This is a genomic window from Prevotella sp. P4-51, assembly GCF_002251455.1.
GTDB lineage: Bacteria > Bacteroidota > Bacteroidia > Bacteroidales > Bacteroidaceae > Prevotella.
Genome location: NZ_NPJM01000055.1, coordinates 81,821 through 101,527 on the forward strand (window position 1 = coordinate 81,821; position 19,707 = coordinate 101,527).

Sequence of the window (19,707 nt, forward strand, 5' to 3'; positions counted from 1 at the left end):
TTACTCGATAATCACGCGTGTCCATCCGTGCTTGTCTTCCAGTATACCGTACTGGATGCCGCGGAGGGTGTCGTAGAGCTTCTTCGACCATGGGCCGGGCTCGTTGCCGAAGAAGTATTTCTTGCCGGTCTCAAAGTCGTCGATGTGAGAGATAGGCGAGATGACGGCTGCGGTACCGCAGGCTCCTGCCTCTTCAAATGTCTCCAACTCTTCCTCGGGAATTGGGCGTCGCTCTACCTTCATCCCCAGGTCTTCGGCTATCTGCATCAGACTCTTGTTGGTGATAGAGGGCAGGATGCTTGTCGACTTGGGAGTGATATAGGTGTTGTCCTTGATGCCGAAGAAGTTGGCAGCACCACACTCGTCGATATACTTCTTCTCCTTGGCGTCGAGGTAGAACTCAGAGGCGTAGCCGTTTTCGTGGGCTATGTGGTTGGCCTTGAGCGAAGCGGCATAGTTGCCACCCACCTTATAGATACCGGTGCCGAGGGGAGCGGCACGGTCGTAGTCGCGCATGATGACGTAGGGGTTGGCAGAGAAGCCACCCTTGAAGTAAGGGCCTACGGGGGTAACGAAGATGAGGAACAGATAGTCTTCGGCGGGATGCACGCCTACGCAGGGCGTGGTGCCGATGAGCAGCGGGCGGATATAGAGAGTGGCGCCGCTCTCATAGGGGGGGATATACTTTTGGTTGAGGCGTACCACGCGTTCAACCATCTCTACAAAGAGCTCGGTGGGAACCTCGGGCATCATGATGCCGCGGCTGGTACTTTGCAGGCGGGCTGCATTCTCTTCCACGCGGAATACGCGCACCTTGCCGTCGGGACAGCGGTAGGCTTTCAGACCCTCAAAGGCTTCCTGTCCGTAGTGCAGGCTGGAAGCTGCCATTGAGAGGTTGATGTTGGGGTCAGAACTGATTTCTATCTCGCCCCACTTGCCATTGTGGTAGTTGCAGCGCACATTGTAATCGGTCGGCAGATAGCCGAACTTGAGATTTGCCCAATCTAATTCTTTCATTTTACTATCGTTTTAGTATTCGTTCTACTTGTCAGGGTGCAAAAGTAAACAATATTTGTTGCTTTGCCAACCATCTGTAGCAAAAAGTTGTTATCCTGCCAATATTTTGTCTATTTTGTCATTGGCAGCAGTGAGCTTGGCCTCACACAGGGCGATCAGCTTCTTGGCTTCGGTGAGTTGCTTGGCGAGCGAGTCGATGTCGAGCTCGCCTTGTTCCATTTGCTGCACGATGGTTTCCAGTCTTGCCATCGCTTCTTCGTAATTCATTTGCTTGCTCATTTCCTTATCTCTGATTTCAGGGTTCCTTGTTCCAGTCGTGTTTCGATGATGTCGCCGTCGGCCAGTTCATCGCCACTGCGCAGGGCATGACCGTTGTGCAGCGTGATGCTGTAGCCCCGGCGCAGGATGTGTATGGGGTCTTGGGCCTGGGCGCGTTGGGCCACGAGCTGCAGCCTGTGGCGCTCGCGCTCCAAGCGTTGGGTTGCGGCGCTGTCCAGCCTGTGGGCGAGGGCGTCTATGCGTTTGGTCTGCCGTTCGCGGGTCAGGGCAAAGAGGGTAGGGATGCGGTCGGCGAGCTGCTTGAGCCTCATCTTCTCGTAGGCGAGATGGCGCTCGGCGATACGGCTGATGCGCTCGCGGGCGCTGACGAGGGCGGTATAGACCTCGCTCAGATGGTCTATGAGGAAGGCGGCTGCCGCTGTGGGTGTCTTCACCCGCATATGTGACACCATGTCCAGTATGCACTCGTCGCGGTCGTGGCCTATGCCGGTGATGATGGGCAACGGGAAGTTGGCCACGTTCTCTGCCAGCGCCAGCGTGTCGAATCCCGACATGTCGGTGGTGGCGCCACCGCCACGGATGATGACCACCACATCAAACTCGTCTATGCGGGCATTGATGCGGTCGAGCGCGGCTATCACGCTCTGCTCCACCTGCTCGCCCTGCATGATGGCGGCGAAGAGTTCGTGGCTGAACGACAGCCCGTAGCTGTTGTCGTCTATCTGGTGGCAGAAGTCGCCATAACCGGCAGCCTGGGCGCTGGAGACGACGGCTATGCGCTGGGCAAAGCGGGGCAGCGCGAGCTCGCGCTGGAGGTCGAAGATGCCTGCCTCCTTGAGCTGGTGGATTATCTCCATGCGCTTGCGCACGATGTCGCCCAAGGTGTAGTCGGGGTCTATGTCGCTCACCTGGTAGGCGAAACCGTAGGCTTCGTGGAAGGTGGGCGTTACCATCATCCTCACCTTGATGCCAGGCCGCAGCTGTTGCTGGGTCTGGCGTTCAAACTTGCTGCGCAGTGCCGTCCAGCGGTTGGCCCAGCACACCGCACGGGCCTTGGCCAAAGGGGTGGGGCCGAAGGGGTCGTTCTCCACGAGCTCCATATAGCAGTGGCTGCGGTCGTGTAGGTCGGAGAGTTCGGCTTCGACCCAGTATTTGCAGTCCATCTGCTGTTCGATGGTCTCGCGCACCATGTGGTTGAGCTCCAGCAGCGTGAAGGTTCTCTCGCTCGCCATTGGTTATCGTCCTTGTTGGTAGGCACGCCAGAAGTCGGGGATGCCGTAGCCGTAGATGTTATCGGGGGTGAGATAGCGGTCGGCGCTGCTGCGCACCAGACTGATGATTTCTTTAGCGGTCTTGCCGGGCAGCGCCTGCCAGAGGCATGCCACCATGCCGCAGGCTATGGGCGAGGCAAACGAGGTGCCGTTGGCGCCACCGTTGACGCCGGCTGCGTTGAAGATGCGTGCCATGCCGCCCCGTGCCATGATGTCGGGCTTCACGCGACCGTCCTGCGACGGACCGATAGAGCTGAATACCGTGTTCAGGCCGTGGCTGTCTACAGCCCCCACCGTGAGCACGTCGATGGCGTCGCCCGGAGGCGTCACCTTCTTCCAGCGGTCGCGGCCCGAGTTGCCTGCGCTGCACACCAGCACCACGCCCTTCTGGGCCAGCATCGATGCCGTGTTGGATATGAGCGTGCGGCGGCCGTCGAGGTCCACATACTTGTGGCTCGTGGTGGCATCGTCAAACTCGGCGTAGCCCAATGACGAGTTGATGACGTCCACGCCCACCGAGTCGGCATACTCGGCAGCCATCGCCCATGAGTCTTCCTCCATCAGGCTCTCTGTGGGGCCGTATTCCGAGCGCAGCAGATAGTAGGAGGCTTCGGGTGCGGTGCCCACGTAGCGGAACGAGTCGACCGCAGCCATGCACGACAGCACCATAGTGCCGTGAGACAAGAGGTCTTCCATCTTGTCGCGGTAGGGGTAGACAAAGTCGCGACAGCCCAGCACGCGTACACCGCGCAGGGCGGGTATACGGGTGTAGTTCATGTAGCCGCCGTCGATGATGGCGATGGTCATGCCCTTTCCGCGGAAGCCAGCCTCATGCAGCTTCACGCCGTTGAGCTGTGCTATCTGGGGCAGCGCCTTGCCATAGACGCTCTCCGATGCCTTGGTCGTGTCTTTCACCACGCCGTAGGGCTTCACGGGACTCACCGAGTCGGGCGACTCGAAGACGCGCACCACGCGGGTCACAAAGTTGAGCCCTTCGAGCCGGGGGGCGATGTCGCCCTTGGGCGAGGCGATGAGCACGGTGTTGTTCCATCGGCTGCCGCCCACCACCTGATAGCCGTCGTGGCGCAGCGTGCCTATGTATTTGGATGATACGGGCAGGTCGGTAGAGTCGACAGCCAGCCCCTGGCGCTCTCTGCGGGCAAGGGCCTTGGCAGAGAGAAACTTCTCGGGGTGGCGCAGCGAGTAGCTTCCGCCCTTCTTGTCTTTGAGATACACTCTGTACATGTAGCTTTTGCCCCCGGCAAAAGCCACCTTCTGCGCCTGTATCTGCATCGAGCAGCACAGCGCCAGTAGTAGATATAATATTCTGTTCATAGTCGTGTGGTTGGTGGTGGCTGTCGGGGTGAGGGCTACAGCCGCCGGTGGTTACATACTGCCGTCGGCATCGCTGCCGCCTGTCTGCGACGGCAGTATGGGGCAGCCCCTCTCTCTCCAGGCTGTGGGTGTGCAGCCTGCGCGGTTCTTGAAGATGCGGTAGAGGTGGGTGCGCGACGAGAAGCCGCACTCGGCAGAGATGATATCATTGCTGTAGTCGGGGTAGTCGCGCATCATCTCCTGTGCCGCCTTGAACCTTATCTCGCTCAGCCATATACGGAACGACAGTTTCAGGTTCTGCTCGAAGTAGCGGGTAAGCTCTGCCCGAGGGATGAGCAGCATGCGCGAGAGGGTGAGCATGTTAGCATTGCTGTCGCGGTAGCCCTTGTCCTGGCACCATTTGTCCAAGCGCTCGGCGACGATGCGCTCGCGCTCGGGCGGCAGGGCTGCCAGATTGTAGGTGGCGGCTGCCGGGCTTCCGGTGCCATTGGTTCCGGCTGCGCGGGCAGACTCCTCGTCATCGTTGACCAGCTCTTCGGTGGGCACGTAGTTGAAGCCCAGGTTGCTGAATGTCAGGACAAAGAAGAATATGGCGAGCAGGATGACGGGGGCATAGATGACCAGTATCTTGTTGAAGAGGATGACAAAGGGCATCGTCATCAATGCTACAAACAGCACCGCCACGCTCGTCTTGGCAAAGCGCACATGGGGCAGCATGTCGTTGGCGGTGAGGGTCTCGAGCAGCTTGCGGCGGAGCAGTATTTGGCGAGATGCCTTATAGATGCAGTAGGCTACAAGGCATATATAGAGGGCAAGCATCACATACATCCACATGCCGATGCGCATGCTGCCGTTGCAGCAGTAGCCTATGGCGTAGCACACGACGATGAGGGCATAAAGCCCGACGATGCCGGCGACAAAGCGGCGGCGGTTGTCGTGGACGGCTTCGATGTTGTAGATGGACAAAGCAATCAGTGCAAAGCTCGGGGGATAGGCAAGCAGATTGAGCACTGCACCCAGGTCGGCGCCCGACGCTCTCACAGACAGGGTCATCTGCGCCAGGAAGTGGGCAGCCAGTATCAGCATGGCTGCAAACAGCATCCAGCGCGACTGCTCATAACGACGGTTCTTCCATCTCACGTGGAGGCTGCCAAGGCCCAATAACATAGCATTGATAAGCATGGACAAGAGGCTCGTAAACTGAAGCAGAAATAAAATCTTCATGACCTTTCGATGTTTTAGTCGTTAATCATACACTCTCAGAGTATCATCTCGCAATACTTTAGAGTATTATCTTGCAAAAATACAGCTATCTTGCAATACCCTTGGTATTATCTTGCAAAAAATACAGCTATCTTGCAATACCCTTAGTATTATCTTGCAAAAAATACAGCTATCTTGCAATACCCTTAGTATTATCTTGCAAAAATACAACTTTCCTCCCAAACGGCGGAGGAAAAATCCCGAAATCTTGAAAAGTTTTTTGCCACTCTCCGAGGCATCGTGCCAACCACCCTCACCAGCATGACGCCCACCGCGATTGTCTCCAGCATCGTGGAGAGTACCTCCAGACAGCTGGAGGGTACCTTTAGCGAGCTGGAGGGTACCTTTGGAAAGCTGGAGGGTACCTCTATCGGCGTGGAGATTGTCTCTATTGAGCAGGATGGTATCTCCAGAAGTCAGGCGACTGCAGACAGCGGCGTGGAGGTTGCATGGGCTGGCTCGTACCTTCTGATACGAGCACACGTGACAATAGGCACGAGCCCACGTGACATAAGATACGAGCCCTCGTATCGCAAAGCACGAGCCGATGATGATGGTCAGCACGCCGCCGAACGTGGTGGATGCCATAAGTCTTGGTCATCGTGACGACAACAGTGCCGATAGCGTTGCCTGGCGGCACAATCACCAGCCCGCAGACCACGGTTGGCGTAGGCGAGTATGCCCCTATCCACCCCGCCGACAGTCCCACGGATAGGGTCATGATAGCGGGCGTCTTGGCAGCCGTCAGCCCCCAGTTCGAGACGGTCATCGGCATGCCCGCAACAGGCTCTCCGAGAGGGCTGAGAGTGGTGGTATACACCGCAACTGCCCACTGCAAACAAATATTAATGATTGGCCTTTTTTTCCACAAAAGTGCTAATTTTTCATATTATTATATATTTGGTCTGACGATTTATTTGATAAGTCAGATAATTGGCTTACTTTTGCAGCGCATAACAAATATTCACAGTGCAATATATGAAGACTAAAATTCTTATCCCCGTAATCGTCGTAGGTCTGCTCCTTGTGGGCGGCATAGTGTATCTCGCTCTCAGCCTCAACCAACAGAGGCAGGAAAACCAGGCTATGCAGGAACTTGCCGAGATAGACAAGCGGGAAATGGAGAACGAGTATCAGCAGTTTGCCAATCAGTACGGTGAGATGAAGACCAAAATCAACAACGACTCTATCGTCGCCCAGCTCACCGCCGAACAGGAGCGTACCCAGCAGCTGCTCAAGGAACTCAAGGATACCAAAGCGTCGGACGCAAGAGAGATAGCCCGACTGAAGAAGGAACTGGCCACCGTGCGCGCCGTATTGCGCAACTATGTGTTGGAGATAGACTCGCTCAACCGACTCAATCAGAACCTTACTGCCGAGAATACCCGTGTGCGCGGACAGTATGAAGAGGCTACCAGACAGATAGAGGGACTCAATTCGGAGAAAGCAACGCTCTCGGAGAAGGTCGCTATAGCCGCACAGCTCGATGCTATAGGCATCAGCGTCACACCCTTAGACAAGCGAGGCAGGGCTACAAGAAAGATAAGGAAGTGCAAGGCCATCCAGGTGAGCTTCGCACTCGCCAAGAACGTCACCGCCCAGAGCGGCATGAAGACAGTATATGTAAGACTGACATCGCCCACAGGCACACTGCTGGGTGGCGCAGGTTCATTCAGCTATGAAAACCGCACCCTGCAGGCTTCGATGAAGAAGGTGGTGGAATATGGCGGCCAGGAGACCCCCGTGACACTGTTCTGGAATGTCACCCAGGCGCTGGTCGAAGGCACCTATCATGCAAGCATCTTCGCCGATGGCAACATGATAGGTTCCAAGAGCGTTACGATAGACTAAAAAGGAGAGCAAATGACAAGGCTATTATTATCATTAATGTTATGTGCCGTCTGGCTGCCACAGGTTCAGGCGCAGGGGCTGTCGCTCGACAGTTGTCGGGCTCTGGCGCTGCGCAACAACAAGCAGCTCAATGTGGCAAGGCTCAAGCAGGATGTGGCGCGATACAACCGCAAGGTGATGCGCACCAAGTATCTGCCCAAAGTCGATGCCGTGGGCGGCTATGAGTATTTCAGCAAAGAGATATCGCTGCTCAACAGCAACCAGAAGACCGCTTTCGGGTCGCTGGGAACGACTGCCACGGGAGCCGTGGGTGGCAATATCACCCAGATGATAACGGGGTTGGTTCAGCAGGGCGTCATCACGCCCGAGTTGGCACAGCAGTTGGGTGGCGTGCTCAACAAGCTCACGCCACAGTTGGCTGAGGCTGGCAACAAGTTGGGCCAGGCGGTCAACGACGCCTTCCGCACCGACACCAAGAACATCTGGTCGGGAGCCGTCATGGTGAGACAGCCCATCTTTATGGGCGGCGCCATCGTCGCAGCCAACAAGATGGCAGACATCGGCGAGAAGATGGCTGCCAGTGACCTCGAACTGCGTCGGCAGACCACCCTCTACGACATAGACCAGGCCTACTGGCTCGTGGTGTCGCTGCGCCAGAAGGAGCAGTTGGCCCAGAGCTATCGCGACCTGGTTAAGAAGCTCAGCGAGGATGTGAAGAAGATGATTAGAGAGGGCGTGGCTACCAAGGCCGACGGACTCAAGGTCGATGTCAAGGTCAACGAGGCCGACATGCAGCTCACCCAGGTCGAGGACGGCCTGTCGCTGGCCAAGATGATGCTCTGCCAGCTCTGCGGTCTGCCCATGGACCGGGAGATAACCCTCGCCGACGAGAACGTGCAGACACTCGCCCCAGTCATAACAGAGACCTATGAAGCAGCCGACACAACCTATGCTGCGCGCCCAGAGATACAGATGCTCGAGAACGCCATTGAACTGAGCCGCCAGAGCACCCGCCTCATCCGCGCCGCCGCTCTGCCCCATGTGGCACTTACCGGCGGATACATGGTGAGCAACCCCAATGTCTTCAACGGGTTTGAACGCAAGTTTGCCGGCGTATGGAACGTAGGCGTACTGGTACAGGTACCCGTGTGGAACTGGTTTGAAAGCAGCTACAAGATACGCGCTGCCAAGACAGCCACCAGCATAGCCGTGATGGAGTTGAGCGATGTGCGCGAGAAGGTCAATCTACAGGTGGCACAGAGCCAGTTCAAGCTCAAGGAGTCGCTCAAGCGGTTCCACATGGCCAACGAGAACATGAAGAGTGCCGAAGAAAATCTGAGATGTGCCAACCTGGGATTCAAGGAAGGCGTGATGGAGGTCACCGATGTCATGGCGGCACAGACCGCATGGCAGATGGCACAGTCGCAGAAGATAGACGCCGAGGTGGGCGTCAAACTGTCGCAAGTAAACGTAAAAAAAGCATTAGGTATATTAAACTGAAACGATTATGTCAGCTAAAACACAACATAACAACATACTGCTTGCCGTTGTAGGATTTACGGCAGTGGTGGTCATCGTGGCCCTCATCGGCTATCTCACCCTCGGCCAGGAACCGGAGATTATCCAGGGCGAGGTCGAAGTGTCTGAATACAGGGTGTCGAGCAAACTGCCCGGCCGCGTGGTAGAACTCAGAGTCAAGGAGGGCGACTTTGTGCATGTCGGCGATACACTCGCCATACTCGAGGTGCCCGAGATGGACGCCCAGAAGCGAGTGGTCGAGGCTACAGGCGAAGCGACCAAGGCGCTCAAGGACCTCACCGACGCCGGAGCACGCCAGGAGCAGATACAGGGTGCCTACCAGCTGATGCAGCAGGCCAAGGCTGCCAGCGAGATAGCCCAGAAAACCTATAACCGCATGCAGAACCTCTACAACGAGGGCGTCATAAGCGGACAGAAGCGCGATGAAGCCTTTGCCGCGTACAAGGCGACCGAGGCACAGGTAAAGGCTGCCGAGAGCCAGTATGAAATGGCGAAGAACGGAGCCCGCAAACAGGAGCGCGAGGTGGCTGCGATGAACGCACAGGCCGCCAGCAACGCTGTGGATGTGGTGAGCTCGCTGCTGCGCGAGACGGTGCAGGTGGCACAGGTAGAGGGCGAGGTGAGCGAGGTATATCCCAAGGTGGGAGAACTCGTGGGACTGGGCTCGCCCATCATGAGCATCTCGATGATGAACGACGTATGGGGCACATTCAATATCCGCGAAGACCAGTTGGGCGGCATGAAGATTGGCGACACGTTCACCGCCTACTGTCCGGCATTCGGCAAGGACATAGAACTCAAGGTGTACTATATACACGACCAGGGAAGCTACGCCGTGTGGAAGGCCACGAAGACCAACGGCCAGTATGACCTCAAGACATTTGAAGTCAAGGCTCGCCCAGTGGGCAAGTTTGAGGGCCTGCGTCCGGGTATGAGCCTTATCCGTAAAGACTGAGAGGCACAGACACTATGATAAAGCAGATATATCGGATAGCCCTGCGCGAGTGTGGCATCCTGCGCTCCAATCCCATCTATGCGTTTTGCATGGTAGTGTTCCCGGTGCTGGTGGTGGTGTTCTTCACCTCACTCATGACCGAGGGACAGCCTGTAAACATGCCGGTGGGAGTGGTAGACCAGGACAATACCGCCACAACGAGGGCGCTGATACGCCGGCTCGATGCCTTTCAGACCACGAAGGTGGTGGCGCACTATGCCAACATCAACGATGCGCGCCGCGCGGTGCAGGAGGGCGACATCTATGCCTTTCTGCTCATCCCAAAGGGTACCACCGACGGCATGGTGTCGGCACGCCAGCCCAAGATATCATTCTACTACAGCCAGGTGACGCTCCTGGCGGGCTCGACGCTCTTCAAGGACCTCAAGACCATCTGCACGCTGGGCTCGGCGGCAGTAGGCTCGGCTAAGCTGTCGGCTCTGGGCAAGACCGAGCGCGAGATACAGGCTTTCCTGCAGCCCATAGCCCTCGACATGCACATGATAGGCAACCCCTGGGCCAACTACAATGTGTATCTCTCGACCATCATGGTACCCGGACTGCTGCTGTTGTTTGTATTCCTCATCACCCCATACTCCATCGGCACCGAACTCAAGTTCAAGCGTTCGCACGAGTGGCTCAAGATGGCGGGCAACAGCATGCCGGTGGCTCTGGCAGGCAAGCTGCTACCCCATACGCTCGTCTTTCTGACGGTGTTCTATGGGTTTGACTTCTACATCTATTATATATTGGACTTCCCCTATCCTGGAGGCGTGGTGCCGATACTGCTCGATGGCTTCCTCTCGGTGGTGGCAAGCCAGTGCTTCGGCGTGTTTGTCTTCGGACTGATGCCGTCGCTGCGTATGTCGATGAGTATCTGCTCGCTGTGGGCGGTGCTGAGCTTCTCGGTGTGCGGAGCCACCTATCCCGTGTTCGCCATGGACTCGATGATAGAAGCCATGGCACAGCTCTTCCCGCTGCGCCACTACTACATGATATATAAAATAAGCATATTCAACGCATTCCCCCTTGCCGACTGCGCAATCAACGTCGCGGCTCTGGTGCTGTTCATGCTGCTGCCGCTGTTTACCGTGCGCAACCTGCGCAGGGCCATGCAGGAATATGTCTATATACCCTAAATGATTATGAACGGAGACCATAGTCTTATCTCACAAATCAAACAAGGCATCTATGACATGTGTCATATCTGGGCCAAGGAGATGCGGTCGGTATTTGCCGACGAGGGCGTGCTGTTGTTCTTCATCTTCCTGCCCTTGTTCTACCCTGTGCTCTACTCATGGATATACAACAACGAGGTGGTCAACAAGGTGCCCGTAGCCATAGTAGACTTGTCGCACAGCCACGACAGCCGCGAGTTTGTGCGCAAGGTCGATGCCTGTTCGGGGGTACGCGTGGCTTACTACTGCAACAACCTCGAGGAGGCGCGTGAGGTGGTGGGGCACCAGAAGGCCCACGGCATACTCTATTTTCCATCAGACTTCGCCACGAAACTGCATCGGGGCGAACAGGCACATGTGGGCGTGTACTGCGACATGAGTCTGATGCTCACCTACAAGGCTATACTCCAGTCGGCGCAGGCTGTGTCGATGGAGATGGGAAGCCAGATACAGATAGCGGGCTCCAACTCGTTTACCGCCCGCGATGAAGAGATAGCCACCCGTCCGCTCGACTTCGACGAGGTGCCCATCTTCAATGCCACGGGTGGTTATGGCAACGCCATCCTGCCCGGTGTGCTCATGCTGATACTCCAGCAGTCGCTGCTCCTGGGCATCGGTCTGGCGGCAGGTACTGCCCGCGAGAACAACCGCTATCAGGACCTCGTGCCCATTACCAGCCATCACAACGGCATCTTCCGTATTGTGCTGGGAAAGGCGATGTGCTACTTCATGATTTATGCCGTGGCGGGTGCCTATATCACCCTCTGCGTTCCCCGCTTCTTCCACTTCACCACCCTGGCCCAGGGCGGTCCGCTGTTGGCCCTCATGGTGCCCTATCTGCTGGCTTGCATCTTCTTTGGCATGATGCTGTCGTGTCTGGTGCGCTATCGCGAGAATGTGATGCTGCTTGTGGTGTTCACCTCGGTACCTCTGCTCTTCATGACGGGCATCAGCTGGCCCGTAAGCAATATTCCCGGCGTGTGGAAAGGCGTGTCGCTGCTCTTCCCGTCGACCTTCGGCGTGAGGGGCTTCCTCACGCTCAACAGCATGGGAGGCACGCTCGACGACATCACCACCGAATATATGGCATTGTGGGTTCAGGTGGCCATATACTTCTTTGCCACCTGCGTGGTCTATCGTCTGCAGATTATCCACACCCACACCCACGCCTACGAACGCCTCGAAATGCTCAAGCAGAAGACCAAGGAGGCAATAGGCTGCAAGCAGTCGGGTAAGGAAGGATAATTGCGGCAGTGCAGAAATGACAATCCCTGTCTCTGGCATCCATCGGATGGAGAGACAGGGATTGTCATATTGTATAGGGGTGTAGATTACTTCTTGCTGATGTCTACGATGCGGGTCTTGGGCAGCTCCTTGTTGCGTCGGTTGGTCACTGTCACCACCGCCTGGGCCAGGTTGAGGAACGCCTGACCAGTCTGGCTCTCGGTGTTGAGCACTGCGGGAGTACCGGCGTCGCCATTGTCGCAGATGCTCTGCACCAGAGGAATCTGGGCGAGCAACGGACAGCCCATCTCCTTGGCCAGCTGCTTGCAGCCCTCCTTGCCGAAGATGTAGTAGCGGTTCTCGGGCAGTTCGGCGGGAGTGAACCATGCCATATTCTCCACCAGACCGAGGATGGGCACGTTGACCTTGTCGTTGCGGTACATGTCGATGCCCTTGCGCGCATCGGCGAGAGCCACATTCTGCGGCGTCGATACGATGACGGCACCGGTGATGCTCAGCGTCTGCAACAGGGTGAGGTGGATGTCGGATGTGCCGGGAGGCGTGTCAAGGATGAAATAGTCCAGGTCGCCCCAGTCGGCGTCGGCGATGAGCTGCTTCAGGGCAGATGTGGCCATGCCTCCGCGCCACAGCGTGGCGGTGTCGGGATTGACGAAGAAACCAATGGACAGGAGCTTTACGCCATACTTCTCGATGGGCTCGATGAGCTGGCGACCATCCTTCTCTACCGCATAGGGGCGCTCGCTCTCTACGCCGAACATCTTGGGCATGGAGGGACCGAAGATGTCGGTATCGAGCAGACCCACCTTGTAGCCCATGATGGCGAGGGCTATGGCGAGATTGGCAGAAACGGTCGACTTGCCTACGCCGCCTTTGCCCGAGCTTACGGCTATCACGTTCTTCACCTGAGGCAGCAGTTTGCCCACCTCGGGGCGTGGTGCCGACTTGAACTCGGTCTTAATCTCGACCTCTACCGCCTTGTCCACGTGGTAGTGTATGGCTGCCTCGGCAGCCTTTAAGGTCGATTTGAGGAACGGGTCGGTCTCGCGGGGGAATATCAGTGTGAAACTCACCTTCATACCGTCGATGCGAACATCGTCGGCGAGCATTTCTGCCTCTATCAGGTTTTTCTTGTTACCAGGGTAAGTCACCGTAGCCAAAGCGTCGGTGATAAGTTTTGGATATAATGTCATCATATTGTCTTTTAATCAGTTGCAAAATTAGCCAAAAAAACTGTAACAGCCTCATAAATGTCCATAATAATATCCCCCGCACTCTCCCCGCCGTCCTCTGCCCCTGCCACAATGGTGCCCTCCACGACCGAGACGGCAACCGCTGCCGCAGACCTCGCCACCTTCGGCATGGCGATGGCGGCAGAGAGGGTGGCGACAACCGTTGTCAGGGATGCTATATATATAATAAGGTGTAGATGGGTTGCAGCCAACCCAAGGATGACAGGCGGGCGGAGCGCAGGCTGCAGGAATGGCGCAGAAAGGGACAGATGCGTCACTTCCTCCAGTATAAAGGACTGGTGGATGGCGGCGGAAAGCTAATGGATATGGATGGTCTTGACCGTGATTTGGACAAAAATAACGATGATGGTCAAAAAATCTTCCGTTTTTTAGTATTTATTCAGAATTTAATGCTACTTTTGCAACTAACGAGATTATAACTATTACCTCACCAACTTTGGCGATGTCGATTACGAGCTAACAATGGTCGCCCTTGGCATATTGCATTTCACACGTTCACTCCACGGAGTGAGGCTCTCCGTGCTACAGATGTATATCTGCCCTACATAACACAATTAATGTCCGTCACATCTTAACCAAGCCAATCGGGAGCCGTTGGTACAATTAAAAACTTAACGTATGAGAACCATCAGATTAGTATTGACCCTGGTGCTGGTCATGACTTTTACCGTATCTTTTGCCCAGTTGACGAAAGAGCAAATCAAGGAACGCAAGGAAATCAAGAAAGCCTCGAAGGCTGAACTCGGCGAGAAGGCCACGAAGACAGCCCGCAAGGAAGCCAAACGCTTGGCAAAGGAGGGATGGAAGGTCACGCCCGGCGCTCTGCCATTGGAAAAACAATTGGACAAGTCGTACCTCATGCAGATGGAGTATGATGAGAATATGTTTCCCAAGTATCTCATGGGCGAGGCTATGAGTATCGGCGAAAACTATGACGCTGCCCGCCTGCAGGCTATGGAGCTGGCCAAGCAAAGCCTGGCTGGACAGATACAGACTGAGGTGACCGCCCTGATAGAAAACACCGTAAGCAACAAGCAGCTGGCGGCTGAAGAGGCTGCCTCTGTGACCCAGACCATCAGTGCAGCCAAGAACCTTATCTCCCAGAGTATAGGCCGTGTGCTCACCGTGGTAGAGATGTATCGCGTGCTGGGCAACAAGAACAAGGAGGTGTCGCTGCGCATTGCCTATAATGCGGAGATGGCAAAGCAGGCTGCCAAAAAGGCCGTGCGCCAGGAACTGGAAAAGAAGGGCGACGACCTGCACAAGAAGTTGGACGAACTGCTGGGTTGGTAGCGTATGCGTAGTTGGGTAGTAACTCTATGCTGTCTCGTGGCGAGTGTGGCTTGGGCGCAGAAAACCGTCACGGTGGTAGCGTCGTACACCTATCACGTGCCCGAGAATGTGACGGTGGAGCAGGCCAAGACTACGGCGCTCGAAAGGGCAAAGGTCCAGGCTATCGCCGACGAATTTGGCACTCTCATAGGGCAGAGCAACTCTACCCTGGTGACCAATGAAAACGGAAAGAGTGATACCCATTTCTCATCGATTGGTCGTAGTGACGTCAATGGCGAGTGGATAGAAACCATCGGTGAGCCCCAATATGCGATAAACTATGAACAGGGGATGCTCATCGTCAATGTGAAGGTCAAAGGGCGCATACGCAAGTTGTCTGGCCCCAAGATAGACCTCGCTGTCAATATACTGCGCAATGGCACCGAACTCAAATACGAGAGCGACGATTTCCGCAATGGCGACGATATGTATCTCCACTTCCAGTCGCCCGTAAGCGGCAGACTGCTGGTCTATCTCGTCGACTATACCGCACGCCAAGTCTACTGTCTCTTGCCCTATTCGCAGCAGGCGGATATGGCCCAGCCTATAGAGCAGGGTAGGGAGTATCTGTTCTTTTCTGCCAAGAGTGTGGCAGCCGAAGAGCGTCAGGTGGTGGATGAATATACGCTCACTACTGACAAGAAAATGGAGCAGAACGAAATGGTCGTGATATTCAGCTCTGGCGAACTGGCCAAAGCCAATACCTCGGCGAGTGAGGGGCTGCTGCCGCGAGCCATGAGCATTGACCACTTCAACAAATGGCTGGCTGAAATGCGCATCAAAGACAAAAATATACAAATCATCAATAAATCATTAACCATTAAAAATTAACTAATTATGAAAAAGGTATTGCTTTTATTCTTTTTTGTCTCCCTCTGTGTGAGCAACACGTATGGAAAAACCAAGACTTCTTATCGCAACGCGCTGATATTTGCCTATTCTCAGGCCAACAGTGTGTTTGAAGATGACAATATACGACTGGAAATTTACAACGAGCAGCTATGGGCCAAGAACAAGACCAAGAAGACCATCTTCATCGACTTGTCTCAATGCTTCATGGTGCATAATGGCTCGTCGTTCCCTCTGTTTGACAAGAAACAGGACGAGCGCCACGCCTCGAAGAAAGGCAAGACTACGTCGATAGATGAGTTTATTACCATCCCGCCATCTACTGGCGGCAAGCAGAATGATACTTTCATCTGTAACATGGCAACGGGTATTCTGGGTAATTACAGTACCTCGGAAACTCCTGCCGGAGAATTCACAGAGTATGACAAGCGACTGTTCAATCTCATTGCCGATTTGCTGGACGAGTCGAAGAAAGCCGACCCCAAACGTGAGGAATACAAAGGTACTGTAAGCCGTCACCTCACTGAAGACGAGAGTATCAACAATATTGGTGCCTCTATTGCCTATGCCTTCAACAAGCGTTCCGAGGAATGGACAAGTGTGGCCCTGTCTGCCTGGGTGAGTGACATCATCTTCTCGCCCTACTATGTGGAAATGCCCGACGACCTGACCAAGAAAGACAAGCGCGGGTTTGGCGTCAAGGAGACCAAACCAGCCGTTCTTCACGTGATGGCCAACTCTCCCTTTGAGTTTGACGAAGACCGCTCACCCATCATCGTGTGTGACTGGGAAGGTAACTTCAAGAAGGGAACATTCAGACTGAGCAGTACCAATGTGTCGAAGCAGGGAAAGGTTGGTATCGGTCGTATTATCGGCGCCATATTTACCTATGGAGCTACGCTGCTCGTGCCCCTGTCAGAGACCAGCTATAAGAAAGTCATCCACTTTGATGGCGCTACAAGCGATTGGGGTAAGATGACTTACGTAGGTAGACTTCAGGATACCAAGCAGGAAAAGAAATAGTATAAACCGCGACTGCCACTCTGCCCGAATGAATGAGGGGAGTGGCAGTTGTCTTAGCATTGTATGTCATGATGCGCTTATTGTTCCTTATATTAATATGGTGCGTGCAGACGGTGTCGGCGCAGAGTATGGATGTGCAGAGTAAGGCTGCGCTCGAGTCGATGCGCGGCGGTTATGTCCAGTATGCTTTTGATGAGTTCAAACGGCTTGCCGCTTCCAATGACATGGCTGCCCAGTACTATCTGGGCTGGTGTTATGAGAATGGTGTGGCTTGTGAGAAAGCGCTTACGGATGCGTTCCGCCTCTATCGTCGTGCAGCCGAACGTGGTCTGCCTGATGCCATGTTGCGCTTGGCTTCGTTTTACCAAAATGGTATTGTGGTAAGTCAGGACGATGGCAGATATAACGAATGGATGGAGCGCTATCAGAAGAAAGGCGGCAAGTGTCTGCTGCCTGATATCGCCGAGGCATATAATGGGGCGCAACGCAATATAGCCAATTATGCGCTCAGTCCGAAACGGGGAGGAACGGTAAGGCAGCAGCCCGCCGCCAGTAGTGGAGGCACAGGGCAGACGGTAAACCATATTACTATCGTACAGCAGACGGCTCCCACGCCAAAGCCAGAACAACCCAAGCCCGCGACGTCAAAGCCAGTGGTGACCAAGTCGGATGTAGATACCGGCATCCCCTCGACTGGTGCGGTCAACGAGAATACTTTTGCGCTCATCATCGCCAATGAAGCCTATCAGAATGTGGCACCTGTACCCAATGCTATCAATGACGGAAGGGTATTTGCAGACTATTGCATGAAGACTCTGGGTATGCCCAAGACCAACATCCATCTGGTAAACAATGCAACCTATATCAATATCAAGCGTGAACTCAATCTGATGCGTCAAATTGCTGAAGCATACAAGGGTGGGGCTAAACTTGTCGTCTACTATGCAGGACACGGACTGCCCGACGAGGCTTCGGGAGACGCTTACCTCTTGCCGGTAGATGGTTATGGTTCGGATTTGACAACCTGCTACAATCTGAATGATTTCTATGCCGCATTGGGAGCAATGTCCCTGTCTCAGGTGGTGGTGCTGATGGATGCCTGCTTCTCCGGCTCGTTGCGTGGAGATGGCATGCTGGCGTCGGCTCGTGGTGTGGCAATCAAGGCCAAGGGCAGCGAGTCTAAGGGAAACATGGTCGTACTGTCTGCCGCTCAGGGAGACGAGACTGCCTATCCCTTGGATGGGCAGCATCATGGTATGTTTACGTATTATCTTCTTAAGAAACTGAAGGAGAGTAAAGGTACGGCAAATTTGGGCAGCCTGTTTGACTATGTCAAGGACAATGTGGTGAAGAAGTCGCTGGTGGTAAATGGCAAGCGGCAGACTCCTACCATTTCTCCGTCGGCTGCTGTCTATGACAAGTGGCGTAATTGGACATTGAAATAACCATTGTATAAAGGAGACAATCATGGTGAGGCAAATGGTGTTCTGCGTGTCGCTGCTGATGGCAGTAAACTGTCTGGGGCAGACGACAAACAAGGCTCGGCAAGGGTATGAGCAGTTTAAGAAACAGGCTCGGCAAGGGTATGTAGACTTCCGTCGGGCTTGCAATGCTGATTATGCTGCTTTCCTGAAACAAGCCTGGCAGTCGTATGAGGCAGGTCCCGTGGTGCCACGTCCCAAAGAGCGTGAGGTGAAGCCCGTGGTAATGCCGCAAGGAGATGTGGACAAGCCGGTGAAACCTATGCCTATCAAGGTGGATACGGTGATAGCTCCTGTGCCTCAAGGGGCTCAGCCCAAGCCTGTGGCTCCCATCTATGAGGGAACGGTGGAGAATGAACAGCAACTTTCCTTTACCTTCTTCGGAACAGAAGGCCGTGTGCGGATGCCTGTCCTGCGTCCTGATATCGGTGCCGTCTTGAAGGGCGGTGTGTCAGAGAATGAGGTGAGCAAAGGATGGACTATGCTCTCGGAAGGCGGCTTTGACCATCTCATCCGCGATTGCCTCGGACTGCGTATGAGTCATCAGCTCTGCGACTGGGCTTATCTGCTCATGCTCCGCAAGATGAGCGAGAGCTACTATGGTGGCGACGCCAATGCCTCGACCCTCTTCCTGGCTTGGGTCTATTGTCAGAGTGGTTATCAGATGAGGTTGGGGAGCAACGGTCAACGTCTCTATCTTCTGTTTGGTAGTCGTCATCAGATTTATGACCACGCGTTCTTCCGCATCGATGGTAATTATTTCTATCCGCTTGTGGACAAGGGAGAAACGGCTAGTACGCGGTTGCGTATATGCGGGGCAGCTTTCCCCGAAGAGCAGCCTCTGTCGCTCTATATCCCTTCGGCGATGTCTCTGACCAACAATTTCAGCGACAACCGCACCATACGGTCCAAACGCTATCCCTCGGTGGAGGCGCAGGTAAGGGTAAACCGCAATCTGATAGATTTCTACGATGTCTATCCCACCTCGGCGATAGACGACAATCCACTTACGCGCTGGGCGATGTATGCTAATACGCCTATGGCTGAGAATGTGAAATCCCAGCTGTATGGCAAGATGCGGCAGCTCATTTCTGGCAAATCTCAGATTGAGGCGGCCAATATGCTCATAGACTGGGTGCAGACGGGGCTGGTGTATGAATATGATGACAAGGTCTGGGGTGGCGACCGTGCCTTCTTTGCCGAAGAGACGCTCTATTATCCTTATTGTGACTGCGAAGACCGTGCGATTTTGTTCACTCGTATGGTGCGCGATTTGCTCGGATTGAAGTGCATCCTGGTGTATTACCCCAACCATCTGGCTTGCGCCGTCGCCTTCGACCAAGCGGTGCAGGGTGACTATGTAGTGGTCGGTGGTCGGCGTTTCGTGATTGCTGACCCAACGTATATCGGGGCGCCAGTGGGGCGGACTATGCCCGATATGGATAACAGCTCTGCGCAGGTAATCATGCTCGAGTAGTCTTCGGTCTATGGCAATTCCACATGTGACCGCCGTCAGTCTGCATCGGAATAGATTGGCGGCGGTCACATGTATCATGACTTCTTCTACATCTTTGATGAATGTGTAAATGTCGGTCTGTGGGGTATATATTATAATAAGGTATATAGTCCTCAGGGTCATCATTTTGGTTGATATAAATCAATAGGTGAAAAATATTTTCAACTTTTTTGTTGAAATGTTTGGTTTGTGTTGAAAAAAGCTATACCTTTGCATCCGCTTTCGAGAATGAAACACTTCTCCTGAGCGCTGAAGAAAGAGTTCTTTGATTGAGTCCGTATCAA

18 protein-coding genes are annotated in these 19,707 nt (G+C 54.7%); 12 read left to right on the forward strand and 6 right to left on the reverse strand.

The genetic code is table 11. From position 1 onward, the window contains the following. The 5 genes from CIK94_RS08640 to CIK94_RS14750 form a co-directional block, all read right to left on the reverse strand. Nucleotides 1-1,017 carry a branched-chain amino acid aminotransferase gene (locus CIK94_RS08640; RefSeq protein WP_094387499.1) on the reverse strand — a complete coding sequence of 339 codons (1,017 nt, stop codon included), beginning with the start codon at nt 1,015-1,017 and terminating at the stop codon, nt 1-3. Between the two features lie 90 nt (nt 1,018-1,107). Continuing rightward, nucleotides 1,108-1,284, reverse strand: a complete 177-nt coding sequence (gene xseB / locus CIK94_RS08645) for an exodeoxyribonuclease VII small subunit (protein WP_022310422.1) — start codon at nt 1,282-1,284, stop codon at nt 1,108-1,110. Between the two features lie 8 nt (nt 1,285-1,292). After that, nucleotides 1,293-2,528 carry an exodeoxyribonuclease VII large subunit gene (gene xseA / locus CIK94_RS08650; RefSeq protein ID WP_094422650.1) on the reverse strand — a complete coding sequence of 412 codons (1,236 nt, stop codon included), beginning with the start codon at nt 2,526-2,528 and terminating at the stop codon, nt 1,293-1,295. A 3-nt stretch (nt 2,529-2,531) separates the two neighbouring features. Beyond that, a complete protein-coding gene (locus CIK94_RS08655) occupies nt 2,532-3,902 on the reverse strand; it encodes a S8 family serine peptidase (protein ID WP_254046068.1) in 1,371 nt (456 codons plus the stop codon). Between the two features lie 51 nt (nt 3,903-3,953). Next, nucleotides 3,954-5,126 (reverse strand): helix-turn-helix domain-containing protein, encoded by a 1,173-nt coding sequence (locus CIK94_RS14750; RefSeq protein ID WP_254046069.1) that lies wholly within the window; start codon nt 5,124-5,126, stop codon nt 3,954-3,956. Between the two features lie 300 nt (nt 5,127-5,426). On the opposite strand from CIK94_RS14750, the gene CIK94_RS08665 reads away from it, so the two are divergent. The 6 genes from CIK94_RS08665 (at nt 5,427) to CIK94_RS08695 (ending at nt 11,972) form a co-directional block, all read left to right on the forward strand. Next, nucleotides 5,427-5,771 (forward strand): hypothetical protein, encoded by a 345-nt coding sequence (locus CIK94_RS08665; protein WP_144008357.1) that lies wholly within the window; start codon nt 5,427-5,429, stop codon nt 5,769-5,771. Nucleotides 5,772-6,143: 372 nt separating this feature from the next. Beyond that, nucleotides 6,144-7,016: a hypothetical protein gene (locus CIK94_RS08675; RefSeq protein ID WP_022310426.1), complete on the forward strand. Its 873-nt coding sequence runs from the start codon at nt 6,144-6,146 to the stop codon at nt 7,014-7,016. A 12-nt stretch (nt 7,017-7,028) separates the two neighbouring features. Beyond that, nucleotides 7,029-8,516: a TolC family protein gene (locus tag CIK94_RS08680; protein ID WP_022310427.1), complete on the forward strand. Its 1,488-nt coding sequence runs from the start codon at nt 7,029-7,031 to the stop codon at nt 8,514-8,516. Nucleotides 8,517-8,523: 7 nt separating this feature from the next. Beyond that, nucleotides 8,524-9,510, forward strand: a complete 987-nt coding sequence (locus tag CIK94_RS08685) for an HlyD family secretion protein (RefSeq protein WP_022310428.1) — start codon at nt 8,524-8,526, stop codon at nt 9,508-9,510. A gap of 14 nt (nt 9,511-9,524) precedes the next feature. Beyond that, nucleotides 9,525-10,688, forward strand: coding sequence for an ABC transporter permease (locus tag CIK94_RS08690; protein ID WP_173823504.1), 1,164 nt, complete (start codon nt 9,525-9,527; stop codon nt 10,686-10,688). A gap of 6 nt (nt 10,689-10,694) precedes the next feature. After that, on the forward strand, nt 10,695-11,972 hold the full coding sequence (locus tag CIK94_RS08695; RefSeq protein WP_254046177.1) for an ABC transporter permease: 1,278 nt from the start codon (nt 10,695-10,697) through the stop codon (nt 11,970-11,972). 86 nt (nt 11,973-12,058) lie between these two features. Here CIK94_RS08695 and CIK94_RS08700 read toward each other — a convergent pair whose 3' ends face one another. Then, on the reverse strand, nt 12,059-13,162 hold the full coding sequence (locus CIK94_RS08700; RefSeq protein WP_094389098.1) for an Mrp/NBP35 family ATP-binding protein: 1,104 nt from the start codon (nt 13,160-13,162) through the stop codon (nt 12,059-12,061). Between the two features lie 236 nt (nt 13,163-13,398). Here CIK94_RS08700 and CIK94_RS08705 point away from each other — a divergent pair, with 236 nt between their 5' ends. The 6 genes from CIK94_RS08705 to CIK94_RS08730 all read left to right on the forward strand — a co-directional run bounded on the left by CIK94_RS08705 (nt 13,399) and on the right by CIK94_RS08730 (nt 19,384). Continuing rightward, complete coding sequence (locus CIK94_RS08705; RefSeq protein WP_094387506.1) at nt 13,399-13,641, forward strand: hypothetical protein; 243 nt, start codon at nt 13,399-13,401, stop codon at nt 13,639-13,641. A 199-nt stretch (nt 13,642-13,840) separates the two neighbouring features. After that, on the forward strand, nt 13,841-14,515 hold the full coding sequence (locus tag CIK94_RS08710; protein ID WP_022310433.1) for a hypothetical protein: 675 nt from the start codon (nt 13,841-13,843) through the stop codon (nt 14,513-14,515). A gap of 3 nt (nt 14,516-14,518) precedes the next feature. Next, nucleotides 14,519-15,385 carry a DUF4384 domain-containing protein gene (locus tag CIK94_RS08715; protein WP_144008358.1) on the forward strand — a complete coding sequence of 289 codons (867 nt, stop codon included), beginning with the start codon at nt 14,519-14,521 and terminating at the stop codon, nt 15,383-15,385. A gap of 6 nt (nt 15,386-15,391) precedes the next feature. After that, entirely contained in the window at nt 15,392-16,426 is a 1,035-nt protein-coding gene (locus CIK94_RS08720; RefSeq protein WP_022310436.1) for a hypothetical protein, read from the forward strand. Nucleotides 16,427-16,494: 68 nt separating this feature from the next. Then, nucleotides 16,495-17,871, forward strand: a complete 1,377-nt coding sequence (locus CIK94_RS08725; protein WP_158215129.1) for a caspase family protein — start codon at nt 16,495-16,497, stop codon at nt 17,869-17,871. Between the two features lie 22 nt (nt 17,872-17,893). Further along, nucleotides 17,894-19,384, forward strand: coding sequence for a transglutaminase domain-containing protein (locus tag CIK94_RS08730; RefSeq protein ID WP_022310438.1), 1,491 nt, complete (start codon nt 17,894-17,896; stop codon nt 19,382-19,384). The last annotated feature ends 323 nt before the right edge of the window (nt 19,385-19,707 follow it).

Excerpts from the sequence above, each read along its gene's own strand:
- CIK94_RS08685 (WP_022310428.1), top strand. The coding sequence starts at position 8,524 with ATGTCAGCTAAAACACAACATAACAACATACTGCTTGCCGTTGTAGGA.
- CIK94_RS08715 (WP_144008358.1), top strand. The coding sequence starts at position 14,519 with ATGCGTAGTTGGGTAGTAACTCTATGCTGTCTCGTGGCGAGTGTGGCT.
- xseA (WP_094422650.1), bottom strand. The coding sequence starts at position 2,528 with ATGGCGAGCGAGAGAACCTTCACGCTGCTGGAGCTCAACCACATGGTG.
- CIK94_RS08710 (WP_022310433.1), top strand. The coding sequence starts at position 13,841 with ATGAGAACCATCAGATTAGTATTGACCCTGGTGCTGGTCATGACTTTT.
- CIK94_RS08690 (WP_173823504.1), top strand. The coding sequence starts at position 9,525 with ATGATAAAGCAGATATATCGGATAGCCCTGCGCGAGTGTGGCATCCTG.
- CIK94_RS08730 (WP_022310438.1), top strand. The coding sequence starts at position 17,894 with ATGGTGAGGCAAATGGTGTTCTGCGTGTCGCTGCTGATGGCAGTAAAC.
- CIK94_RS08675 (WP_022310426.1), top strand. The coding sequence starts at position 6,144 with ATGAAGACTAAAATTCTTATCCCCGTAATCGTCGTAGGTCTGCTCCTT.
- CIK94_RS08655 (WP_254046068.1), bottom strand. The coding sequence starts at position 3,902 with ATGAACAGAATATTATATCTACTACTGGCGCTGTGCTGCTCGATGCAG.
- CIK94_RS08705 (WP_094387506.1), top strand. The coding sequence starts at position 13,399 with ATGGGTTGCAGCCAACCCAAGGATGACAGGCGGGCGGAGCGCAGGCTG.
- CIK94_RS08720 (WP_022310436.1), top strand. The coding sequence starts at position 15,392 with ATGAAAAAGGTATTGCTTTTATTCTTTTTTGTCTCCCTCTGTGTGAGC.
- CIK94_RS08640 (WP_094387499.1), bottom strand. The coding sequence starts at position 1,017 with ATGAAAGAATTAGATTGGGCAAATCTCAAGTTCGGCTATCTGCCGACC.
- CIK94_RS08665 (WP_144008357.1), top strand. The coding sequence starts at position 5,427 with ATGACGCCCACCGCGATTGTCTCCAGCATCGTGGAGAGTACCTCCAGA.
- CIK94_RS08700 (WP_094389098.1), bottom strand. The coding sequence starts at position 13,162 with ATGACATTATATCCAAAACTTATCACCGACGCTTTGGCTACGGTGACT.
- CIK94_RS14750 (WP_254046069.1), bottom strand. The coding sequence starts at position 5,126 with ATGAAGATTTTATTTCTGCTTCAGTTTACGAGCCTCTTGTCCATGCTT.
- xseB (WP_022310422.1), bottom strand. The coding sequence starts at position 1,284 with ATGAATTACGAAGAAGCGATGGCAAGACTGGAAACCATCGTGCAGCAA.
- CIK94_RS08725 (WP_158215129.1), top strand. The coding sequence starts at position 16,495 with ATGATGCGCTTATTGTTCCTTATATTAATATGGTGCGTGCAGACGGTG.
- CIK94_RS08695 (WP_254046177.1), top strand. The coding sequence starts at position 10,695 with ATGAACGGAGACCATAGTCTTATCTCACAAATCAAACAAGGCATCTAT.
- CIK94_RS08680 (WP_022310427.1), top strand. The coding sequence starts at position 7,029 with ATGACAAGGCTATTATTATCATTAATGTTATGTGCCGTCTGGCTGCCA.